This window comes from Agrobacterium pusense (genome assembly GCF_013285525.1).
GTDB lineage: Bacteria > Pseudomonadota > Alphaproteobacteria > Rhizobiales > Rhizobiaceae > Agrobacterium > Agrobacterium pusense.
The window spans coordinates 2,021,811-2,043,780 of sequence record NZ_CP053856.1 but is presented as its reverse complement, the minus strand read 5'-3'; the positions used below and the strand labels follow the sequence as shown (position 1 = coordinate 2,043,780).

The following is a 21,970-nucleotide window of genomic DNA, read 5'->3' as shown; positions in this document are numbered from 1 at the left end:
CTTTTAAAACAGCCCTGTTCCAGCAGGAATCAGGCGGTTTCGAGATATTCCGTCGAGCCATCCGGCTCGCGCAGAACATAACCGCGGCCCCAGACGGTTTCGATGTAGTTCGCGCCGCCGGCGGCGTTTGCCAGCTTCTTGCGCAGCTTGCAGATGAAGACGTCGATGATCTTCAGTTCCGGCTCGTCCATGCCGCCATAAAGGTGGTTCAGGAACATTTCCTTGGTCAGCGTCGTGCCCTTGCGCAGCGAAAGCAGCTCAAGCATCTGATATTCCTTGCCGGTCAGGTGAACGCGCTGGCCGCCCACTTCAACCGTCTTGGCATCGAGATTGACGATCAGCTCGCCGGTGGAGATGACCGACTGCGCATGGCCCTTGGAACGGCGGACGATTGCGTGAATGCGGGCAACAAGCTCGTCCTTGTGGAACGGCTTCGTCATGTAATCGTCTGCGCCAAAGCCGAGGCCGCGAACCTTGTCCTCAATGCCGGCCATGCCGGACAGGATGAGGATCGGCGTCTTGACCTTGGAAAGCCGAAGCGTTCTCAGCACCTCGTAACCCGACATGTCGGGGAGGTTAAGGTCGAGAAGAATAATGTCGTAGTCGTAAAGCTTGCCAAGGTCCACGCCTTCCTCACCGAGGTCGGTCGTGTAAACGTTAAAGCTTTCCGACTTCAGCATCAGTTCAATGCTCTGCGCTGTCGCGCTGTCGTCTTCAATCAGTAGAACCCGCATAATTATCCCCTTTGCCGCCCGCGAACCGGTAAAACATTGCCTCGCGCGATGCGGATCCAGACGTTGCCTGATTTGCAGGCTGCCACCAAATGGTTAACAAATTCTAATTGCCTTTGGCAAGGTGTATCGAATTTATTAAGCAAACTAGGCATTTCGCTGTTTTTGCACGTGAATCCACCATCGCCAAAATTGAAGCTTAACGTGAGGATTTCCCGCTAAGTGATTCAATCGACTCTTACATCGTCTGGCCCATTTTTTTGGACCTGGCATTTACCGACCCTTAAATGATCGTGTTTATCATTAACGATGCCCGTAAACGAAAGGTTAACGGCGGCGGTTTTTTATTAACGCCGGGTAACTTTCGGGAATCATTCCGGCACAACGGGTTAACCCGGCCGGTTGAAAGGGCGGGTTAAACGGGCCGGTCGAGGGGGCATAGTGCCCTTTTTGATCCGGGTCTCGCTATCCATGGAGTATTGCGTATGAAGTCGCGTGACAGCCTGGTTCGCCTGAAGGAATTTCAGGTTAATGAAAAACGCAGGCAGCTTAACCAGCTGCAGCAGATGATGTCCGAATTCGAGCGGATGGCAAAGGAACTGGTGCATCAGATCTCTCTGGAAGAGAGCAAGTCGGGCATTACCGATCCGACGCATTTCGCCTATCCGACCTTCGCCAAGGCCGCGCGCCAGCGGGCGGATAATCTTCAGGTTTCCATCCGGGAACTGAAGGCCCAGCAGGAGGCCGCCGAGGCATCGCTGGAAGAGGTGCAGGCCGAATATGAAAAGGCCGCCGCACTGGAAAACCGCGACGGAGCCATCCGCGCCCGCGCCTGACAGGTGGCGCAGAACTGACGAACCTCGTCCTCATTGACGGCTGCCGGTGGATCAGGAGGCGGCTTTCAATGACGGGACGACATGCTTTTTTTCGAAAGGCCGCTCCATCAGGGCGGCCTTTTGCCTTGCTGCTTCGCCAGCGCGCCACGACGGGGCGGCCGCCCCGATTTCGATTGTCCGGACATGCGGAAAGGCGTATTTTACAGGGGTTCCGACCGTGAGCCGGAGGCTTTTACGCGCACGCACCCGTGCGGGTGCGGGCGGCCATTGCAGGGAGGAAAAAATGGCCCGCCAATATATCGATTGCCGTGAATTTCCCAGTGACAGCAGATGCACCGTTGCCATTTCGGCCGATTCCCAGGAGGAGCTGATGGAGGCGGCCGTGCAGCATGCCGTGGCCGTGCACGGCGCAAAGGATACGCTCGAATTCCGGGAAGAGGTCCGCCGGAGCATGCATGCCGGGACCCCACCGTTGAAGGTGGCGTGACACGCATTTATGAAATGACGCGATATTTGGAACGGCTGTGAGCGATTAAGCGTAAGCCGCTTTTTTCGTCTCCCCGCCGGGGAGAAGTTCGCGGCAGCGGGACGAGGGGGCAAGTTCTCCGCATATTACTGGCGTTGCCCTCTCATCCGACCCTTCGGGCCACCTTCTCCCCGGCGGGGAGAAGAAATATGCCGCGACGCTTGCGACTTCTGCCCTCAGACAGATGATAAGGCGCCCTTAGCCCTGGATAACATCGGCCCAGTCTGGATGGCGCAGGGTCTGGGCCTTGAAGAAGGGGCAGAGCGGAATGATCTTCCAGCCGCCCTTGCGGGCTTCATCGATGGCGTGGGCGGCAAGTGCCTGGCCGACGCCTTTGCCGCGAAGCGCATCGGGCACGCCGGTATGATCGATGATGATGAGGGAAGGGGAGGTGCGGGAATAGGTCATTTCCGCCGTATGGCCGTCGACGGTTGCGAGATATTCGCCGCGCGATCCGGTTTCGGTTGTCTTGATATCCATTATCTCTGCCTTCCCATTGCTGTTCGTATCTCCACTGTAGCGGCTTGCGCCCGAATTGAAACAGCGGGATAGCGAACGCAGCGGACACAAACCGGTGACAATCTTTCACCGTCAGCAGGCATAGTTCTGAATGAAAAATCTGAAATCAAACCGAAAGCCCCGTCGATAAACTGACGGGGCGTTTTGAAAATCCGGCGTTGGGCGCCTTTTGCGCGCCGGCGCACTTTCTCAGTGGCGGTATTGCTGAATGCGCGTGGTGCGCAGGCCGGCAAGGCCATGATCGGCAATCGAGGACTGCCAGGACAGGAATTCTTCAACGGTGAGCGTATAACGCTCGCAGGCCTCTTCGAGGCTCAACAGTCCACCGCGCACGGCGGCAACAACCTCTGCCTTTCTGCGAATGACCCAGCGCCGGGTATTGGCAGGCGGAAGATCCGCAATCGTCAGAGGGCTGCCATCGGGGCCGATGACATATTTAACTCGTGGGCGTATCATTTCGGTCATTGGACACTCTATACAAACTCAAGACCATATGACGGGAACTTTAGCCCCGTACCTTTAAAAATTGCCTAAGCAGCTCGTGACAATTTATTAAGAATTTGAACGGTTTCGCCGGATTTGTTCGAGTCGCCTTATTTTGTCGGGGAAAAATTTTTCCAAAAATCGCAATTTTTCTCTCTCATCGGTTGTCCAGATCAGATCCACGCAAGCGAAAGGCACGTTTTGCCGTTGCCCTGGGTCAATTCCACCGTTCCCTCATGGTGCAGCCGCAGGCGGTCGCCGGCATCGAGGCGAAGGAAGGCGGTTGCCGACTGCGACGTGCCTGAGTCTGACACATTGCCCGCGATGCCGAAATCGGCCGCCGCGCCGTTGATCAACAGCGTCACCCGGTGGCCGGAAGACGAGACCACGGCAAGCGTCAATATGGCCAGATAGAGGCCTTTCGCTGGCACCACCAGGTCGCGCCCACCACCACTTGCCGCATCACCGAGGGCAAAGCCGCCCTCAGCGAGGGAGAGCACGGAAAAACCGGCGGCAGAGCCATTGGCCGGCTTCGTCGTGCCCGCCGGCAGGCCAGCGACGGCGAGCGGGCGGTTGGGCATCGAGACGCGACCATCGCCGCTGCAGACTATGGCGGTGTGCCATGAGGCCCCGTCCGTGCTGGTCTTGATCGAAAACCCGTCATTTCCGGCCAGGCCCATCTCCGCGCGGCCGCTCCAGCCGGACTGGAACAGCAATGAGGCGGTATCGGCCCCGCCCGCCTTGTTGATCGTCATGCGGTGGCTGCCGTCATCCTGCGCGTGGGTGAATAGGCTGGCGGGGGAGGCGAGCGCGAGCCGGTTGACGGCGTCGGCCTCCGTGCCGATTCCCATGCTTTCCAGCCGACCGGTGGCCGGCAGTGGCAGGTCACGCCAGCCGCCGTCGCGCAGGACGCGATATCTGCTTTCGGCCGCAAACCATGCCGTCCAGCCGGGCTGCGGTGTGATCGAGAGCCACGCGCCATCCTGCCGGAAGGCGAGCCTGCCGCCCTTGCCGGCCCAATCGCCGGTAGCGCCGGCGGAGAGGAGGAAACAATCTCCCTCGGCGGCGTTTTCGGGCGGTGCGGCAACCACAGCCTTGACGACCAGCTGCACGATCGCGTCGAGCCGTTGCAGCGCCTCGTTGTGGGTGACGTGTTTCTGCGCCTGCGAGGGGAGGATATAGGGAAGCTGAAGTCTCGCCGTCTGTTCGGTCATGATGTGCCTTCCGCGCTGCGGTGTTTCGTTGCGGGGGCATTGTGAGGTGGTGGCGTGGGGTGGGGATGAGCGGGGGTTAATTATTTTTTGGGGGGCCTTGGTGTGTGTGGCTTTACCCCCCTCTGCCCTGCCGGGCATCTCCCCCCTTGAGGGGGAGATGCCCGGCAGGGCAGAGGGGGGTAAAGCCACACACACCGAAGCTCACCAATGCCGCCCGTCGCAAGAGCCGCAGCAAACGCCGAGCGCCCGTTACCCCGCGTGTTCCACCGCCATCGCCCCTTCGGCAATGAAATCCGGATTGGCCAGCGCATCCTCGCCATCGCCCTTCACCGCATAGGTTAGCGGAAGGCCCGAGCAGTCCAGCGTCCGGCCGCCGGCGGCGCGCAGCACGGCGTCGCCCGCCGCCGTGTCCCACATCATGGTGCGGCTGAAGCGCGGGTAGATATCGGCGGCACCCTCCGCCAGCATGCAGAATTTCAGCGACGAGCCGACAGAAATACAGTCCTTCAGTCCATGTTCGGCCACGAAGGCTTCCGTTCGTTCGGTGCAGTGCGAGCGGCTGATCAGCGCCACGGGGGAAGCGCCGCGCTGGCGGGCCCGGATGGGGTGGCGCGACAGGATGACGCCTTCGGCCGATATGGCGAGTTTTTCGGCGGCGTTGCCCTCGCCGGTCCACGCCTGTCCGCGACAGGGGGCGTAAACCACACCGGCCACCGGTGCGCCGTTGCGGATGAGCGCGATGTTGACGGTGAAATCATCCTTGCCGGAAATGAACTCCTTGGTTCCATCCAGCGGATCGACGAGAAAGAATTCCGCTCCGGTTTCCGGCAGGATGCCACTCGACACGGCCTCTTCGGCAACCACCGGTATATCGGAAAAATGGGCGGCCAGGGCCGCAAGAATGATCGCTTCGGCACGCTGATCGGCTTCCGTCACCGGCGAGCAGTCATCCTTGTACGACACATGCGGGCCGGCACGGTGGACCGCCATGATGGCCTGCCCGGCGTCCAGCGCCGCTTTCGTCAATATGTCGATCATCTCTTTGCCAATTGAATCCCGTCTGCGGGATATCGCCGTTCCGATCTTCGCTACTCCTTTGCCCGCTGCCCGTCAAATAATGGCGTTGGACAATGCTAAAATAAGCATTCGACCGTCATTTTTTCAGCACTTCCTGCCAAAATCATGGCTCTTCTGATCGTGAAAGCGGCAGCTGGTGTGGAAATTCCAAATTTTGTGCAGGATCGCCCGTTTTTGACTTCACATTTTTAACGAACACGATATGCATTTTGAGGGTGGGGGTCTGCCTGCAAGGGCGCCCCTATAATTAACATAACGAGGCGTGGCCCATTTGAGGTCGTGCCCGGGGGAAAGACATGGAGTATTTTATCCAGCAGCTCATAAACGGGCTGACTCTTGGATCGATCTACGGCCTCATCGCTATCGGCTATACGATGGTTTACGGCATCATCGGCATGATCAACTTCGCCCATGGCGATATTTTCATGCTCGGCGGCTTCGCCGCGCTGATCGTTTTCCTGATCGTGACATCCTTTGTCGCCGGCATTCCGGTGGCGCTTCTTCTGCTTCTGATGATGGTCGTCGCCATGCTGATGACCGGCCTGTGGAACTGGGTGATCGAACGCGTCGCCTACCGCCCGCTCAGAGGCTCCTTCCGTCTTGCGCCGCTGATCACTGCCATCGGCATGTCGATCGCGCTTTCCAATTTCATCCAGGTCACGCAGGGTCCACGCAACAAGCCGATCCCGTCGCTGGTGACCGAAAGCTATCATTTCGGCGCCATCACCGTGTCGCTGAAACAGCTGATCATCATGGTCGTCACCTCGGTGCTGCTCTTCGCCTTCTGGTATATCGTCAACAAGACCCCGCTCGGCCGGGCGCAGCGCGCCACCGAACAGGATCGCAAGATGGCGGCGCTGCTCGGCGTTGATGTCGACAAGACCATCTCCATCACCTTCATCATGGGTGCAGCACTCGCCGCGGTCGCCGGCACCATGTATCTGATGTATTATGGTGTTGCCTCTTTCAGCGACGGCTTCATTCCCGGCGTCAAGGCATTTACCGCAGCCGTTCTGGGCGGCATCGGCTCGCTGCCGGGCGCTGTTCTCGGCGGCCTCCTGATCGGCCTGATCGAATCGCTGTGGTCGGCCTATTTCTCCATCGCCTACAAGGATGTCGCGGCTTTCGGCATCCTGGCTTTCGTGCTGATCTTCAAGCCGACCGGCATCCTCGGTCGCCCGGAAGTCGAGAAGGTGTGATCCCATGGCCAATATCGCTTCCGAAAACACCTCTTCCGGCCCCAGCCTGATGGCGACAGCCGTGAAGGAGGGCCTGATTGCGGGCGTCATCTCGTTCGGCATGTTCATTCTTTATGTCGGCATCGTCACCTATCAGGACATCAACAACCAGCTGATCTGGGGCACGCGCTGGGGCCTTCTGGCGATCTTCGTCGCCGTTGCCGCCATCGGCCGCTTCCTTATGGTCGGCTTTATCAAGCCGTCGCTGGATCGTCGCAAGCTGGCCAAGGCCAAGAGCGGCGTTTTGGAGATTTCCGAGGAAAAGGGCTTTTTCCACAAGCACTTTCTGAAGCTGGCGCTGGTTCTGCTGCTGCTTTATCCCGTTATCGCGGTGCAGCTCTTCGGTTTCCAGGGCTCGCTGAAATTCGTCGACAATTTCGGCATCCAGATCCTGATCTATGTGATGCTGGCCTGGGGTCTGAACATCGTCGTCGGCCTTGCCGGCCTGCTCGATCTCGGTTACGTCGCCTTTTATGCGGTGGGCGCCTATTCTTATGCGCTTCTCTCCAGCCAGTTCGGCCTGTCGTTTTGGGTGCTGCTGCCCGTTGCCGGCATTCTGGCAGGCTTCTGGGGCATCATCCTCGGCTTTCCGGTGCTGCGCCTGCGCGGCGACTATCTGGCAATCGTCACGCTGGCCTTCGGTGAAATCATCCGTCTCGTGCTGCTCAACTGGACGGATGTGACCAAGGGCACTTTCGGTATTTCCGGCATCGCCAAGGCGTCGATCTTCGGCATCTGGTCGTTCGATGTCGGCGCGCCGAACAATTTCGCCAAGGCGTTCGGCCTGTCGATGTCCTCGGCCTATTACAAGATCTTCCTGTTCTACGTGATCCTGCTGCTGTGCATGCTGACGGCCTATGTCACCATCCGCCTGCGCCGCATGCCCATCGGCCGGGCGTGGGAAGCGCTGCGTGAGGACGAGATCGCCTGTCGTTCGCTCGGCATCGATACGGTCATCACCAAGCTCACCGCTTTTGCCACGGGCGCAATGTTCGGCGGTTTTGCCGGTTCCTTCTTCGCCGCCCGTCAGGGGTTCGTTTCGCCGGAAAGCTTCGTGTTCCTCGAATCCGCCGTCATTCTCGCCATCGTCGTTCTCGGCGGCATGGGCTCGCTGACCGGCATTGCCATTGCGGCGCTCGTCATGGTCGGCGGCACCGAGCTTCTGCGCGAAATGGAGTTCCTGAAGCATGTCTTCGGGCCCGATTTCACGCCGGAACTCTATCGTATGCTGCTGTTCGGGCTTGCCATGGTCATCGTCATGCTGTTCAAGCCGCGCGGTTTCGTCGGCTCGCGTGAACCCACGGCTTTCCTTAAAGAACGCAAGGCCGTCTCCGGCAGCTTTACCAAGGAAGGTCACGGTTGATGGCTTCCGGAACAACAACAATGACACCCAATACCACTGGCGACACGATCCTCAAGGTCGAACATCTCTCGATGCGCTTTGGCGGCCTTATGGCCATCAACGACTTCTCCTTCGAGGCGAAGCGCGGCGAGATCACCGCGTTGATCGGCCCGAACGGTGCGGGCAAGACCACGGTCTTCAACTGCATCACCGGCTTCTACAAGCCCACCATGGGTATGATCACCATGCGCCAGCAGGATGGCGAGACGCATCTACTCGAGCGCCTGCCGGATTTCGAAATCACCAAGAAGGCAAAGGTGGCGCGCACCTTCCAGAACATCCGCCTGTTTTCGGGCCTGACCGTTCTGGAAAACCTGCTGGTGGCGCAGCACAATGCGCTGATGAAGGCCTCGGGTTACACGATCCTCGGCCTTCTCGGCCTGCCCGCATACCGGCGGGCGGTCGATGCCTCTATCGAAAAAGCCAAATACTGGCTGGAAAAGGCCGATCTGATCGATCGCGCCGACGATCCGGCGGGCGATCTGCCCTATGGCGCGCAGCGCCGCCTGGAAATCGCCCGCGCCATGTGCACGGGGCCGGAGCTGCTTTGCCTCGATGAGCCGGCCGCCGGTCTCAATCCGAAGGAATCCCTGGCGCTCAACACGCTGCTGCGCGGCATCCGCGACGAGGGTACGTCGCTGCTCCTCATCGAGCACGACATGTCCGTGGTGATGCAGATTTCCGACCACGTGGTGGTTCTGGAATACGGTCAGAAGATTTCCGACGGCACGCCGGACCATGTAAAGAACGACCCGAAGGTCATCGCCGCCTATCTGGGTGTCGAGGATGATGAAGTGGAAGACGTGATTGCGGAAGAACTCGACGGAGGAGCGGCCTGATGTCCGGTGAACCGCTTCTGAAAGTCCAGGGTGTCGAAACCTATTATGGCAATATCCGGGCTCTGGCCGGTGTCGATGTCGAAGTGAAGAGGGGCGAAATCGTCAGCCTGATCGGCGCCAATGGCGCTGGCAAGTCGACGCTGATGATGACCATCTGCGGCAGCCCGCAGGCGCGCGCCGGCCAGGTGATCTTCGATGGCGAGGACATTACCCAGCTGCCGACCCATCTGATCGCCCGCAAGCGCATCGCCCAATCACCCGAAGGCCGCCGGATTTTCCCGCGCATGACAGTGCTGGAAAACCTGCAGATGGGTGCCAATCTCGATAACCTGAAATATTTCAAGGAAGACGTCGAGAAGATCTTCGTGATGTTTCCGCGCCTGAAGGAGCGTCAGAGCCAGCGCGGCGGCACGCTTTCCGGCGGCGAGCAGCAGATGCTCTCCATCGGCCGCGCGCTGATGGCGCGTCCGAAGCTCCTGCTGCTGGACGAGCCTTCGCTGGGTCTCGCTCCGCTGATCGTCAAGGGCATTTTCGAGGCAATCAAGAAACTCAATCAGGAAGAGGGTCTGACCGTCTTCCTCGTGGAGCAGAACGCCTTCGCCGCGCTCAAGCTTTCCGACCGCGCTTATGTGATGGTCAACGGCAAGGTGACGATGAGCGGTTCGGGCAAGGAACTGCTCGCCGATCCGCAGGTACGCGCCGCCTATCTCGAAGGCGGACGGCACTGAAAGATTTTACTTGCGCCGGAAATTTTGCGGCGCAAGACTGCAAACGGCGGTCCGTCGTCCTTTGGTCAAAACCTTAAGGATCCATGGCGGGGCGTAAACAATAAAATGCCCGGCGGCAAACGACGGGACGACAGACAAGGCAGGGCGTGGGTATTCAGCCCGGCACTGATGGGGAAAGAGATGCAGGGCCTTTTTTTCGAGACGGATAACGGCGTGCGGTATGTTCTGCGCGCGTTGGTTGTTCTTCTGGGTTTCTGGACGGCTTGGCGCACCGGCAAATCCGTTGCCGACGGCTGGGGTGGTTATACGCGGGTGGTGATCTACACGCTCGCGCTGGGCGTGGTGATGCGGTTTTTGCATCACGCGCTGTTCGATGGGCCGTTCATCAACGGCTTCTACTACGTGTTTGACGTCGTTCTTCTTCTGGTTTTTTCCAGCATCGGTTTCCGCATGCGCCGGACGAGCCAGATGGTCAATAATTACTATTGGCTCTACGACCGCACGTCGGCATTTTCCTATAAAAAGAAAAATTGACAGCCGGTATTTTCCGGGGTCACTAATACTCGGCAGAGTGGAACGTTTCCTGTTCGGTTAAGGTGGGTACTGAACAGGTCCTCGCAAACAACCCATCCAAAGGAACTGGGAGTAAAGTAATGAAGAAGTCTCTTCTTTCCGCTGTCGCGCTGACCGCCATGGTCGCGTTTGGCGGTTCGGCCTGGGCCGATGTCGTGATCGCCGTCGGCGCACCGCTGACCGGCCCGAACGCTGCTTTCGGCGCTCAGATCCAGAAGGGTGCCGAACAGGCTGCGAAAGACATCAATGCCGCCGGCGGCATTAATGGCGAGCAGATCAAGATCGTGCTGGGCGACGACGTATCCGACCCCAAGCAGGGTATTTCGGTCGCCAATAAATTCGTCGCTGACGGCGTGAAATTCGTTGTCGGTCACTTCAACTCCGGCGTTTCCATTCCGGCGTCCGAAGTTTACGCCGAAAACGGCATTCTCGAAATCACGCCTGCCGCGACCAACCCCGTGTTCACCGAGCGCGGTCTGTGGAACACGTTCCGCACCTGCGGCCGTGACGACCAGCAGGGCGGCATCGCCGGCAAGTATCTCGCCGATCATTTCAAGGACGCCAAGATCGCCATCATTCACGACAAGACGCCTTACGGTCAGGGCCTTGCCGATGAAACCAAGAAGGCAGCCAATGCCGCCGGCGTGAAGGAAGCCATGTACGAAGGCGTGAATGTCGGCGACAAGGACTTCTCGGCGCTGATCTCCAAGATGAAGGAAGCCGGCGTTTCCATCATCTACTGGGGCGGCCTGCACACCGAAGCCGGCCTCATCATCCGCCAGGCGGCTGACCAGGGCCTGAAGGCCAAGCTCGTCTCGGGCGACGGTATCGTATCGAACGAACTGGCTTCCATCGCCGGCGACGCCGTCGAAGGCACGCTCAACACCTTTGGTCCTGATCCGACACTGCGCCCGGAAAACAAGGAACTGGTAGAGAAGTTCAAGGCCGCCGGTTTCAACCCGGAAGCCTATACGCTCTACTCCTATGCAGCCCTGCAGGCGATTGCCGGCGCTGCCAAGGCAGCCGGTTCCGTGGAGCCTGAAAAGGTTGCCGAAGCGCTGAAGAAGGGTAGCTTCCCGACGGCGCTCGGCGAGATCTCCTTCGACGAGAAGGGTGACCCGAAGCTTCCTGGCTATGTCATGTACGAGTGGAAGAAGGGTCCGGACGGCAAGTTCACCTACATCCAGCAGGGCAGCTAAACCTTTTGCGACACCCTATCGAAGCCCGGCAGTAATGCCGGGCTTTTTGTTTTTGCGGTTACGACTCGCCATACTGGAGACAATAAGGCGGGAAACAAAACTCTCGGGAAAACTGCAATGAGGGGTAGCAATGACGATGAAGCGAACCGGGTGCCTTCTCGTTGTTCTTGCTGCCCTGGCGGCGGGGCTGATCGGCGTGCATTTCTTCAGCAAATCCCGGACGACGCAATTGTTTGGCGGCATCGTCGCAAGGGTCGAAACGGAAAGGCCGGTGGTGGCGCTGACCTTCGATGACGGGCCTTCGGTGCGTTTCACGCCTGATGTGTTGGCGGTCCTGAGGGAGCGAGAGGTAAAAGCGACTTTCTTTTTGACCGGTAAGGAGACGGAAGAGAATCTACCGCAGGCGCGCATGATCGTTAGCGAGGGGCATCAGGTCGGCAACCACAGCTACACGCATTCCAACATGATGCTGATGGGGTCCGCGCGGATCAGGGACGAGATCGAGCGCACCGATGCGGCCATTCGGACTGCGGGTCATAAAGGTGAGATCATGTTCCGCCCGCCCTATGGCAAGAAGCTGCTCGGCTTGCCATGGTATCTATACCGGCATGACCGGAAAACAATCATGTGGGATGTTGAGCCGGAATCCTATCCAGATATCGCCGAGGATGCAGCGGCTCTTGCGAAGCACGTTATCGAGCACACGAAAAACGGCTCGATCATCATCATGCATGTCATGTATCGCAGCCGCGAGGCTTCACGGCAGGCCTTGCCGCTGATCATCGATGGACTGCGTCAGCGCGGGTTCGAGTTCGTGACCGTGTCGCAGCTGCTGGAAAATCGCTGAGACAGCTGCGCCCCATCCAGCCGCTCCAAAATGAAGTCAGCACGCTCTTCGACGCCTGATTTCGGAAGGACGACGGTCTCATAGTCAAGGGCTTGATAATCCCTGACGAGACGGTCGTATTCGGCCACGGCCGCGGCAAAATCATGCCGACGCTCCGCGTCTGCCCGATAGATTTCCGGCCAGGGCGGGGTGAGGAAGACTAGGGAATTATAGCGATGTTCGCGGTGCAACGTTTCGATGAGGGGGTCACCGCTGACCTCGCGTAGAGCCGAGGCGGCGTCGATCAGGCCGCGATCGAAGAAGACGGTGCCGTGCTCTGGCGCATGCTGACGGTCTTCAAGCGCCACAGAAATGGCGCGACGCGCGAAGGCTTCGAGGTCTATCCACGGCAGAGCGTTGCCGCCATCGCGGATTTCTTCGATGACGATGCGGCGGCCGGGTTCCTCCACGGTGGCGAAACCGCGCCGGGCGAGCTCGGCGAGAAGCGTGGATTTTCCGCCGCCGGAGCAACCGGAGAGGACGATGAAACGGTTCATGGGTGTGCGTTCCTGTATTGGGGTTCAGGGCAGGGGGTGATGATTTTCTGGGAGGTGGTTGCCGCGCGTTTCTTCTCCCCGCCGGGGAGAAGGTGGCCGGAACGGCCGGATGAGGGGGCAAGCTCTCGGTCTTATCGCTACCCTCGCCCCCTCATCCCGCTGCCGCGGACTTCTCCCCGGCGGGGAGAAGAAACAAGGGGTTACCGCTCGTTCAACAAGCAGAATTTGCGTATTTGAGCGAGAATGTGTCGGAAGAGCCTACCATAATTTGGCGAGCCGTCACCCCTGATGCAGAATATGCGCCGCCTTGACCGCGGCAGAGGCGCGGTTCTCCACGCCGAGCTTCACATAGATCTGTTCGAGATGCTTGTTCACCGTCCGGGCCGACAGGCCGAGAATATCGCCGATATCGCGGTTGGACTTGCCCTTGGCGATCCACAAAAGCACTTCCGACTCCCGCGTCGTCAGCGCGAAATGCTCTTTCAGAAGGTGGTCATCCGACTTTTCGTTGGCGGCGGTCAGGCGAAACAGATGCTCATCCGGGCCCATCGCGCCGAGGAAGGAGAGCTGCAAGGCCGGGCGTCCGGCCTGGGTGATCGTCAGCGGTGCATCGCGACCGGTTTCCGACGCCGCCCTTTCGCCAAGCCAGCGGCCGATATGGCTGACGACGATTTCCATGCCATCATCCCGGCCGGTCGCAGCGTTGACAAGCCGCGTTGCCTGGGGTGTTGACCAGTGGATGGCTCCATTGGCGCGCACGGCAAGCAGATGTCGGCCGGCGGCGTCAAGCGCCACGCGCGCGCTCTGCACGGAACGGGCATTGGATAGATGCACGCGGATGCGGGCGCGCAGCTCATCGATATTGATCGGCTTGGTCAGATAATCGACGCCGCCGGAGTCCAGCGCCCGCACCACGTGTTCGGTCTCGGTCAGTCCCGTCATGAAAATAACGGGCACCTGCGCTACCGCCGCATTGGCCTTCAGGCGGCGGCAGGTTTCGAAACCGTCCATGGTGGGCATGACGGCGTCGAGCAGGATGATATCGGGCGTAATGCGTTCTGCAATGTTGAGCGCGGCCTGTCCCGATGTGGCGATGAGGGCGGAAAAGCCGGACTGTTCCAGCGCGTCGGTCAGGAATCCCAGCGCTTCCGGGCTGTCATCCACCAGCAATACGATGTCTCTCGGGGCCGCCGCCTGAGCGTTCATGCCTTGAGGTCTCCCCTGTCACTGTCTTCGAACCGCTTGAGAAAATGCGCGTAACCGGCCAGATCGAAAGCCTGCACATAGGCGCCGAGCTCCTGCGTGAAGGGCAGGTTTTCCGTGTTGCGGGCAAGATCGGCGAGTTTCGCTTCGATGCCGCGTATGTAGCCTATTTCGCCCAGCCGCTGCAAATCCTGGATGTGAATGGCTCCCGGATGGACGATCTCGGCAGGCGGCTGCGGCTCCGGCGCGGGGGGCAGATCGGTATCGTAAATCCATTTCAGCCCGAGATGCACGGCGAGCCTGTCGCAGAGGTGGCGGATATCGACCGGCTTGGCGATGGCGTCGTTGTGATTGTCATCGCCGGCGCCCGCGACAGTGCCGTCCCCGATATTGGCTGAGAGCATGATGAGCGGGGCCGTCTGACCCGCCTCGCGCAGTTTCGTGACCAGCTGCCAGCCGGTCATGCCGGGCATGGAAATATCGATGAGGAAAAGATCGGGCTTCACCCCTTCGATAAGGGTGAGGCATTCGGGGCCGGATTGCGCCGTCAGCACGACGAAATCGAGCGGCGAAAGCACCTGCCGCATCAGCTCGCGATGATCCTCGTTGTCATCGACCACGACGATGGTGCGGCGTGGACCGGAATAGGAGCGGATGGTCTTTTCCGGCGCCGGCGCCGTGCTTGGCCGGTGCACGGCGGATAGCATGAGGCGCACGCGGAAGGTGGAGCCTTTGTCCTTTTCGCTGGAAACGGAAATCTCGCCGCCGAGCGTATTTGTCAGAAGCCTTGTGATGGTGAGGCCGAGGCCGAGGCCTGGCATCGGGCGCACGCTTTCGGCCTCGCCACGCTGGAAGGGTTCGTAGATGCGGGCGAGGTCTTTTTCGGCAATGCCGCGGCCGGTATCGGACACGGTGAAGCTCGCCACCTGGCTGCGATAACCGACATCGAAGGTGACGGCGCCATGATCGGTGAACTTGATGGCGTTTGAAAGCAGGTTGACGAGGATCTGGCGCAGCCGCTTTTCATCGGTTCGCACATATTGCGGCAGAGCCGGCGAGCGGTCGTGGCGGAATTCCAGCCCCTTGGCCTGCGCCTGCGGGCGGAACATATCGACGATCTGGTCGAGGAAATCCTGAATGTTGATCTCGTTGGAATAGACCTGCAGGCGGCCCGCCTCGATCTTGGAAATATCGAGAAGCCCATCGATCAGACCCGAGAGGTGGTCTGCCGAGCGGCGGATGACCTTGATCGCCGATTGCCGGGGAGGGGGAATGGTCTCGTCGCGCTCGAGGATCTGGGCATAGCCGAGAACGGCATTCAGCGGTGTGCGCAATTCGTGACTGAGGCCCACGACATAACGGCTCTTGGCGCGGTTGGCGGCCTCAGCCGTTTCCTTGGCGTCCTGGAGGGCCGCATCTGTCTTCTTGTGGGCGGCGATTTCCTTCAAGAGCAGCGTGTTCTGGCGGGAGGATTCCTCTTCCGCCACCACCCGGCTGTCATGGGCAAGGACGAGGAACCAGCAGACGATGCCGGCAATGACGGCGAAGACGAAAAACACGATGAGGATGGTGCGGTTCACCACATCTGCCGTTTCCGGCGAGGCCGTGCCGACCTGATGGGCGATCATCGCGAGAATGCCGCCAATGGCGGTGACGGCAATCGCCGCCGCCATACCGTAGCGCCCGAGCCGGGTGGCGAGTTTCGCCACCAGCTGTCTCGGCAGGAAGGTTTTTGCGACGGTCGCGACCTGATAGTTCAGCTTCGCCTTCGGCTTGCACATGTCGTGGCAACGGCTGTCCAGCGAGCAGCAGAGCGAACAGATCGGCGCGGCATAGGCCGGGCACCAGGCCATGTCCTCAGGCTCGAAAGGGTGCTCGCAGATGGAGCAGGTGATGCTGCTTTCTTCGCGCCACTGCTGGCGCGGCTTGCGGGCAAGGTAGAATTTGCCTTTGGTGCCCCAGGCAATCAGCGGCGAGGCGATGAAGGCGACGATGAGCGTGAGATAGGGCGCGAGCGAGGCGGCGAGCGGGCCGAAGGTGCCGAAATGCGCCATCAGCGCAATGGTGGCCGAAAGCGCCATGGAGCCGACGCCGACCGGGTTGATATCGTAGAGATGGGCGCGCTTGAACTCAATGCCCGGCGGGGCAAGGCCGAGCGGCTTGTTGATGAAGAGATCGGCCGAGATGGTGCAGAGCCACGCCATGGCGATGATCGAGAAGATGCCGAGCGTTTCCTCAAGCAGCCGGTAGATGCCGAGTTCCATCAAGAGCAGCGCGATGGCCACATTGAACACCAGCCAGACGACGCGGCCGGGGTGGCTGTGGGTGAGGCGGGAGAAGAAGTTCGACCAGGCGAGCGAACCCGCATAGGCGTTCATGACGTTGATCTTCAGCTGCGAGACGACCACGAAGGCGACCATCAGCAGCATCGCCGCCGTCTGGTTTGGGATCATGTAGCCGAAGGCAGTGAGATACATCTGCGCAGGATCGGCGGCGCGATCGACCGAAACGCCGGAGCTGAAGGTCAGCACGACAAGGAACGAGCCGGCCAAGAGCTTCGGTACGCCGACGACAACCCAGCCCGCACCGGCTAGAAACACGGCGAGGCGGTGGCGCAGGCGGCTTTGGCCTTCGGCCGGCAGAAAGCGCAGGAAATCGACCTGTTCGCCGATTTGCGACATCAAAGCCAGAATGACGGCCGAGGCTGCGCCGAATTCCACGAGATTGAAATCCGCGACGGTGCCGGGCGGGCCGGACGCATGGTGAATGCCGGCAAAGGCGCGCCAGAGATCGTATTTTTCCCAGTCCATCAAGGCGATGAAGATGAAGGGCAGGATGTTGAGGACGATCCAGAAGGGCTGGGTGATGATCTGGAAACGGCTGATAAGCCGCACGCCATGGGTGACGAGCGGAATGACCATGACGGCGGAGATGATGTAGCCGATCCACAAGGGAATGCCGAGCGCCAGTTCCAGCGCGCCGGACATGATCGACGCCTCGATGGCGAAGAGCATGAAGGTGAAGGCGGCGTAAATCAGCGAGGTGATGGTGGAGCCGATGTAACCGAAGCTTGCGCCGCGTGTCAGCAGATCGATATCGACGCCGTGGCGGATGGCATAACGGCTGATCGGAAGGCCGACGGCGAGCATGGCCACGGCGGCGACAAGGATGGCGTAAAATGCGTTGGTGGTGCCGTAGGAAAGCGTGATGGCCCCGCCGATGGCCTCAAGGGCGAGGAACGATATCGCGCCGATGGCGGTGTGGGAAATGCGGTTGGAGGAAAATTGCCGGGCGCTTTTGGCGGTAAAGCGCAGCGCATAATCTTCCAGCGTCTGGTTGGCGACCCAGCGGTTATATTCGCGCCTGACGGGGATGATGCGTTGCCGTGCCGCCATGCCTATTGAGCGCCTTTCCGCCCGCGGCCTTTCACAGGCGCACCGACATGCCGCCATCCACCGTCAGCACATGGCCGTTGACGAAGGAGGCCGCGTCGCTGGCCAGAAACAGGGCCGCACCGGCAATCTCGTCCGGTCTGCCCCAGCGCTCCAACGGTACACGAAGCTTGGCAAAAGCCACCATCTCAGGATTTTCGGCAAGGGCGGCGTTGGTTTCGGTGGCGAACATGCCCGGCGCAATGGCGTTGCTGGTGATGCCGCGCGCGCCATATTCCACGGCAATCGCCCGCATCAAGCCCGTCAGCCCCTGTTTGGCGACGGGATAGATCGCATCGCCCGGCCGCACGATGTGGCCAAGAATGGAGGTGATGGTGATGATGCGGCCATAGGTGTTTGCCGCCATGGCTTCCGCCGCATCGCGCGACAGGGAAATGGAGGAGGTGAGGTCGGTGCGGATCAAATCCAGCACGTCCTCATCGCTGAACTCGGACAGCGGGCGGCGGTCGCGCGCGCCGACATTGTTGACGAGAATATCGAGGTGGCCCAGTTCGCTCATGATGCGGTGGACCAGCGCCGCCCCGGCTCTGGTATCGGCAATATCGAAGGCGGCATAATCCGCCTTTCCGCCCGCTTCGCGCAACGTGTCGACCGCCTGTTGCAACGTCTCGGCATTGCGGCCGGTCAGCCAGACATGGGCGCCAGCTTCGGCAAAGGCTTTGGCGATTTCAAAACCGAGGCCGCGGCCGCTGCCGGTGATGATGGCGGTGCGGTTCTTGAGGGAAAATTTGTCGAGAATGCCCATCGTTCACCTTTCTGCTCGAAAGCACATGGCCTGCTTTGAGGCACCGGGGCGAACCCTGTCCGGGTCAAGGAAGCGGCGATGCCATCGCTCAAAACCACGCAGATGCCTGCGCCGGGATGACTATGCCGCATGTGGCGACGGGCGAAAGGTCACCTGTCCGCCTGGCCGTTTGGACAGAAAAATGGCGTCGCCCGGTTCGGGCGACGCCATCAGTTCGATATCAGGCAGCAGCCGACTTTGCGAGCGGCACTTCCGCGATCGTCTTCAGAACGACGGAAGCGATCTGGTAGGGGCAGCCCTGCGAGTTCGGACGACGGTCTTCGAGGTAACCCTTGTAACCGTTGTTGACGAAGGAATGCGGAACGCGGATCGACGCGCCACGGTCTGCCACGCCGTAGGAGAACTTGTTCCACGGAGCGGTTTCGTGCTTGCCGGTCAGGCGAAGGTGGTTGTCCGGACCGTAAACGTCGATGTGCTCTTTCCAGTTCTTGGCAAAAGCGGCCATGAGGGCTTCGAAATATTCCTTGCCGCCAACTTCACGCATGTACTTGGTGGAGAAGTTGCAGTGCATGCCCGAACCGTTCCAGTCGGTGTCGCCGAGCGGCTTGCAATGGAATTCGACGTCGATGCCGTACTGTTCGCAAAGACGCAGCAGCAGGTAACGAGCGATCCAGATCTGGTCGGCGGCGCGCTTGGAGCCCTTGCCGAAAATCTGGAATTCCCACTGGCCCTTGGCCACTTCGGCGTTGATGCCTTCGTGGTTGATGCCGGCTTCGAGGCAGAGATCAAGGTGCTCTTCAACGATTTCGCGGGCAACCGAACCGACGTTCTTGAAGCCGACGCCCGTGTAGTAAGGACCCTGCGGAGCGGGGTAACCCTGTTCCGGGAAGCCGAGCGGGCGGCCGTCCTGGTAGAAGAAGTATTCCTGCTCGAAGCCGAACCATGCATCTTCGTCGTCGAGGATGGTTGCGCGGCTGTTCGACGGATGCGGGGTGACGCCATCGGGCATCATGACTTCGCACATGACGAGCGCACCGTTGGAGCGGGCCGGATCCGGGTAGATCGCGACGGGCTTCAGCACGCAATCGGAGGAGTGGCCTTCGGCCTGCTGCGTGGAGGAGCCGTCAAAGCCCCAAAGCGGCAGCTGCTCGAGTGTCGGAAATTCATCGAATTCCTTGATCTGGGTCTTGCCGCGCAGGTTGGGGACCGGCTTGTATCCGTCCAGCCAGATGTACTCGAGTTTGAACTTAGTCATTACGAACCTCTCATAGGTAACAATGCGAAGCCTTGAGGCCTCCCGCGGCTTTCACCACCGGAAGCACATTCGCGTTCAAGGGCTGACCCCTTAGATGCATGCCGCGTGCCAGATTCGCGATATCCGGCGATTTTTTCGAAAAATCTTTCTGGGGCCGTTGGCGCAGGGCCTCTGGATTTCCTGCAAAGGGGCTTCTGTTGCGACGCAGCAGGGTAAATCACCCCTCAAGTTTCATCATTGAATCCTGATAGATAGCTGGCGCCCGGCAGTCCCATGCGATGCTGCGATGCGGGAAATTCAATTGCGCGCGAGGGATTGGCATTTGCCCTAAAAACCAGCGCTTTCGGAATGGTTTTTCTTGTCGAAAGCACTGTCTATGCCTATATTTTCCGCAACGTGATTTTTTTTTAATCAAAGGGAGCGAATCCGGCTTTCACGGGTTTGATTCCATGACCAAGTGCTTCGATGCAAACAGAGTGAGATGACCGAAATGGCGACTGGCTTTCATCGTGAGACGGCAACGATCTACCAATTCCCTGTTGGCGGGCGCGCTGGCGTCTCCAAGTTCCGCACTAATGGCTTGAGCGACCTCGAACGCGAGGCGAGGGAGCCGCATGTGGATTTCGGCTCATGGTATCATGACGAGGCGATCCGAGACGAAGAGAGCGACCGCAAGCCGCATTCTTGATGTGAAACGTTGCCGCGCCTTTCTTCTCCCCGGCGGGGAGAAGGTGGCCCGAAGGGTCGGATGAGGGGGCAAGCTCTCCCAATATCTCGACCCTTGCCCCCTCATCCCGCTGCGCGGACTTCTCCCCGGCGGGGAGAAGAAACAAGCCGGGACCTCTTGGTCCACATAGGCCGCTCTGTCCGGTAGTCCCGTCCCCTGCACCTTTCGCCACCCCGCCTACGTCAATTGACGTATACGGTTTCGCGCTTACGAGATCGATAGTCCCTCCAGCAGCGGCCGAAGATGCCGCTGAGCCTCCACGAGAGGCCAACAAGGAGAGGGGTCCTTCCGATGATGTTCCGCAAGACGCTCAGTGCCGCGCTGCTTGGCGCAATCCTGTCCACCACCGCCTTCCACGGCGCCTTTGCTGCCGATGACACGATCAAGGTCGGTGTGCTGCATTCTCTTTCCGGTACGATGGCCATTTCAGAAACCACGCTGAAAGACGCCATGCTGATGCTCATCGACGAGCAGAACAAGAAGGGCGGCGTGCTCGGCAAGAAGCTTGAAGCCGTCGTGGTCGATCCGGCCTCCGACTGGCCGCTTTTCGCCGAAAAGGCCCGCCAGCTTATTTCTCAGGACAAGGTCGCCGCCGTTTTCGGCTGCTGGACGTCCTCCTCGCGCAAATCCGTTCTGCCTGTGTTCGAAGAGCTGAACTCGATCCTGTTCTATCCGGTTCAGTATGAGGGTGAAGAATCCTCGCGCAACATCTTCTACACGGGTGCCGCCCCCAACCAGCAGGCCATTCCGGCCGTCGATTACCTCGCCAATACCGAAGGCGTCGAGCGCTGGGTTCTGGCCGGCACGGACTATGTCTATCCGCAGACCACAAACAAGATCCTGAAGGCCTACCTGATGTCGAAGGGCGTCAAGGAAGAGGACATCATGATCAACTACACGCCGTTCGGTCATTCCGACTGGCAGACGATCGTGTCCGACATCAAGAAATTCGGCTCGGCCGGCAAGAAGACCGCCGTTGTTTCCACCATCAATGGTGACGCCAACGTCCCCTTCTACAAGGAACTGGCCAATCAGGGCATCAAGGCCGAAGACATTCCGGTCGTCGCCTTCTCGGTGGGTGAAGAAGAGCTCGCCGGTCTCGATACTGCGCCGCTGGTCGGCCACCTTGCCGCCTGGAACTACTTCCAGTCCGTTGATGCGCCAGTCAATGCCGAGTTCATAAAGACCTGGCATGCCTTCACCAAGAACGACAAGCGCGTGACCAACGACCCGATGGAAGCCGCCTATATCGGTTTCAATGCCTGGGTTAAGGCCGTGGAATCCGCCGGCACGACCGATACGGACAAGGTTCTCGACTCGATCATCGGCGTTTCCGTGCCGAACCTCTCTGGCGGTTACTCCACCGTCATGCCGAACCACCACATCACCAAGCCGGTGCTGATCGGTGAAATCCAGGCTGACGGCCAGTTCGAAATCGTGCAGCAGACGCCGCAGGTGGTGGGTGACGAATGGTCGGATTACCTGCCGGACTCGAAGGATCTGATCTCGGATTGGAGGAAGCCGATGTCCTGCGGCAACTTCAACGTGGCCACGGGCAAGTGCGGCGGCAAGGGTAGCTGATTAGCGGGGGCGCTGTGATGGGCCGCTCCCTTAGTGGGGGCGGTTTTATCATTGGAAACTGAACAAGCATGCCCCCCTCTGCCCTGCCGGGCATCTCCCCCACAGGTGGGGAGATCGGCAAGCGGCGAGGCCCCGCATTTCTCATCGGTCGAGATGGAGCGATGCGAGCGCATCTTGCCGATCTCCCTCCTTGTGGGGGAGATGCCCGGCAGGGCAGAGGGGGGTAAGCCACATACTCATCGCCAGATAAAATACACCG

21 protein-coding genes are annotated in these 21,970 nt (G+C 59.9%); 11 read left to right on the top strand and 10 right to left on the bottom strand.

The window, feature by feature from the left end:
- Positions 1-29 precede the first annotated feature (29 nt).
- Entirely contained in the window at positions 30-734 is a 705-nt protein-coding gene (gene ctrA / locus HQN82_RS10075; protein WP_004443365.1) for a response regulator transcription factor CtrA, read from the bottom strand.
- A 482-nt stretch (positions 735-1,216) separates the two neighbouring features.
- Between ctrA and HQN82_RS10070 the strand changes: the two genes are divergently transcribed.
- The gene (locus tag HQN82_RS10070; RefSeq protein ID WP_003491821.1) at positions 1,217-1,567 is read left to right on the top strand and encodes a flagellar export protein FliJ; all 351 of its coding nucleotides are present in this window, start codon (positions 1,217-1,219) and stop codon (positions 1,565-1,567) included.
- A gap of 283 nt (positions 1,568-1,850) precedes the next feature.
- Complete coding sequence (locus tag HQN82_RS10065; protein ID WP_004443364.1) at positions 1,851-2,054, top strand: DUF1059 domain-containing protein; 204 nt, start codon at positions 1,851-1,853, stop codon at positions 2,052-2,054.
- Between the two features lie 237 nt (positions 2,055-2,291).
- On the opposite strand, the gene HQN82_RS10060 is transcribed toward HQN82_RS10065, so the two are convergent.
- From HQN82_RS10060 to cysQ, 4 genes are all read right to left on the bottom strand, one after another.
- Positions 2,292-2,573, bottom strand: coding sequence for a GNAT family N-acetyltransferase (locus tag HQN82_RS10060; protein ID WP_004443362.1), 282 nt, complete (start codon positions 2,571-2,573; stop codon positions 2,292-2,294).
- Between the two features lie 228 nt (positions 2,574-2,801).
- Positions 2,802-3,077, bottom strand: a complete 276-nt coding sequence (sciP, locus tag HQN82_RS10055; RefSeq protein WP_003491799.1) for a CtrA inhibitor SciP — start codon at positions 3,075-3,077, stop codon at positions 2,802-2,804.
- 191 nt (positions 3,078-3,268) lie between these two features.
- Positions 3,269-4,309, bottom strand: coding sequence for a DUF2793 domain-containing protein (locus HQN82_RS10050; protein ID WP_173614849.1), 1,041 nt, complete (start codon positions 4,307-4,309; stop codon positions 3,269-3,271).
- Between the two features lie 249 nt (positions 4,310-4,558).
- A complete protein-coding gene (cysQ, locus tag HQN82_RS10045; protein ID WP_173614848.1) occupies positions 4,559-5,347 on the bottom strand; it encodes a 3'(2'),5'-bisphosphate nucleotidase CysQ in 789 nt (262 codons plus the stop codon).
- Positions 5,348-5,682: 335 nt separating this feature from the next.
- On the opposite strand from cysQ, the gene HQN82_RS10040 reads away from it, so the two are divergent.
- From HQN82_RS10040 to HQN82_RS10010, 7 genes are all read left to right on the top strand, one after another.
- The gene (locus tag HQN82_RS10040) at positions 5,683-6,585 is read left to right on the top strand and encodes a branched-chain amino acid ABC transporter permease (RefSeq protein ID WP_004443357.1); all 903 of its coding nucleotides are present in this window, start codon (positions 5,683-5,685) and stop codon (positions 6,583-6,585) included.
- Between the two features lie 49 nt (positions 6,586-6,634).
- Positions 6,635-7,987 carry a high-affinity branched-chain amino acid ABC transporter permease LivM gene (gene livM, locus HQN82_RS10035; protein ID WP_373887383.1) on the top strand — a complete coding sequence of 451 codons (1,353 nt, stop codon included), beginning with the start codon at positions 6,635-6,637 and terminating at the stop codon, positions 7,985-7,987.
- Positions 7,987-8,865 (top strand): ABC transporter ATP-binding protein, encoded by an 879-nt coding sequence (locus HQN82_RS10030; protein ID WP_034498713.1) that lies wholly within the window; start codon positions 7,987-7,989, stop codon positions 8,863-8,865. Before livM ends, HQN82_RS10030 begins: the two co-directional genes overlap by 1 nt.
- Complete coding sequence (locus HQN82_RS10025; RefSeq protein ID WP_004443349.1) at positions 8,865-9,593, top strand: ABC transporter ATP-binding protein; 729 nt, start codon at positions 8,865-8,867, stop codon at positions 9,591-9,593. Before HQN82_RS10030 ends, HQN82_RS10025 begins: the two co-directional genes overlap by 1 nt.
- A gap of 180 nt (positions 9,594-9,773) precedes the next feature.
- Positions 9,774-10,127 (top strand): DUF6867 family protein, encoded by a 354-nt coding sequence (locus tag HQN82_RS10020; RefSeq protein WP_004443347.1) that lies wholly within the window; start codon positions 9,774-9,776, stop codon positions 10,125-10,127.
- Between the two features lie 119 nt (positions 10,128-10,246).
- Positions 10,247-11,365, top strand: a complete 1,119-nt coding sequence (locus HQN82_RS10015) for a branched-chain amino acid ABC transporter substrate-binding protein (RefSeq protein WP_004443345.1) — start codon at positions 10,247-10,249, stop codon at positions 11,363-11,365.
- Between the two features lie 130 nt (positions 11,366-11,495).
- Positions 11,496-12,212, top strand: coding sequence for a polysaccharide deacetylase family protein (locus tag HQN82_RS10010; protein ID WP_173614847.1), 717 nt, complete (start codon positions 11,496-11,498; stop codon positions 12,210-12,212).
- Here HQN82_RS10010 and HQN82_RS10005 read toward each other — a convergent pair.
- The 5 genes from HQN82_RS10005 to HQN82_RS09985 form a co-directional block, all read right to left on the bottom strand.
- On the bottom strand, positions 12,161-12,748 hold the full coding sequence (locus HQN82_RS10005; RefSeq protein ID WP_173614846.1) for an AAA family ATPase: 588 nt from the start codon (positions 12,746-12,748) through the stop codon (positions 12,161-12,163). The two genes, HQN82_RS10010 and HQN82_RS10005, sit on opposite strands and share 52 nt — an antisense overlap.
- A gap of 279 nt (positions 12,749-13,027) precedes the next feature.
- A complete protein-coding gene (locus HQN82_RS10000) occupies positions 13,028-13,954 on the bottom strand; it encodes a response regulator transcription factor (RefSeq protein WP_173614845.1) in 927 nt (308 codons plus the stop codon).
- On the bottom strand, positions 13,951-17,346 hold the full coding sequence (locus HQN82_RS09995) for a hybrid sensor histidine kinase/response regulator (RefSeq protein ID WP_173614844.1): 3,396 nt from the start codon (positions 17,344-17,346) through the stop codon (positions 13,951-13,953). Before HQN82_RS09995 ends, HQN82_RS10000 begins: the two co-directional genes overlap by 4 nt.
- A gap of 31 nt (positions 17,347-17,377) precedes the next feature.
- Positions 17,378-18,148: an SDR family oxidoreductase gene (locus tag HQN82_RS09990; protein WP_173614843.1), complete on the bottom strand. Its 771-nt coding sequence runs from the start codon at positions 18,146-18,148 to the stop codon at positions 17,378-17,380.
- 220 nt (positions 18,149-18,368) lie between these two features.
- Positions 18,369-19,403 (bottom strand): glutamine synthetase beta-grasp domain-containing protein, encoded by a 1,035-nt coding sequence (locus tag HQN82_RS09985; protein ID WP_006700347.1) that lies wholly within the window; start codon positions 19,401-19,403, stop codon positions 18,369-18,371.
- A 481-nt stretch (positions 19,404-19,884) separates the two neighbouring features.
- On the opposite strand from HQN82_RS09985, the gene HQN82_RS09980 reads away from it, so the two are divergent.
- Both HQN82_RS09980 and urtA read left to right on the top strand, forming a co-directional pair.
- Positions 19,885-20,091, top strand: coding sequence for a DUF2735 domain-containing protein (locus HQN82_RS09980; RefSeq protein WP_006700348.1), 207 nt, complete (start codon positions 19,885-19,887; stop codon positions 20,089-20,091).
- Positions 20,092-20,421: 330 nt separating this feature from the next.
- Positions 20,422-21,711 carry an urea ABC transporter substrate-binding protein gene (gene urtA, locus HQN82_RS09975; RefSeq protein ID WP_004443324.1) on the top strand — a complete coding sequence of 430 codons (1,290 nt, stop codon included), beginning with the start codon at positions 20,422-20,424 and terminating at the stop codon, positions 21,709-21,711.
- Positions 21,712-21,970: the final 259 nt, after the last annotated feature.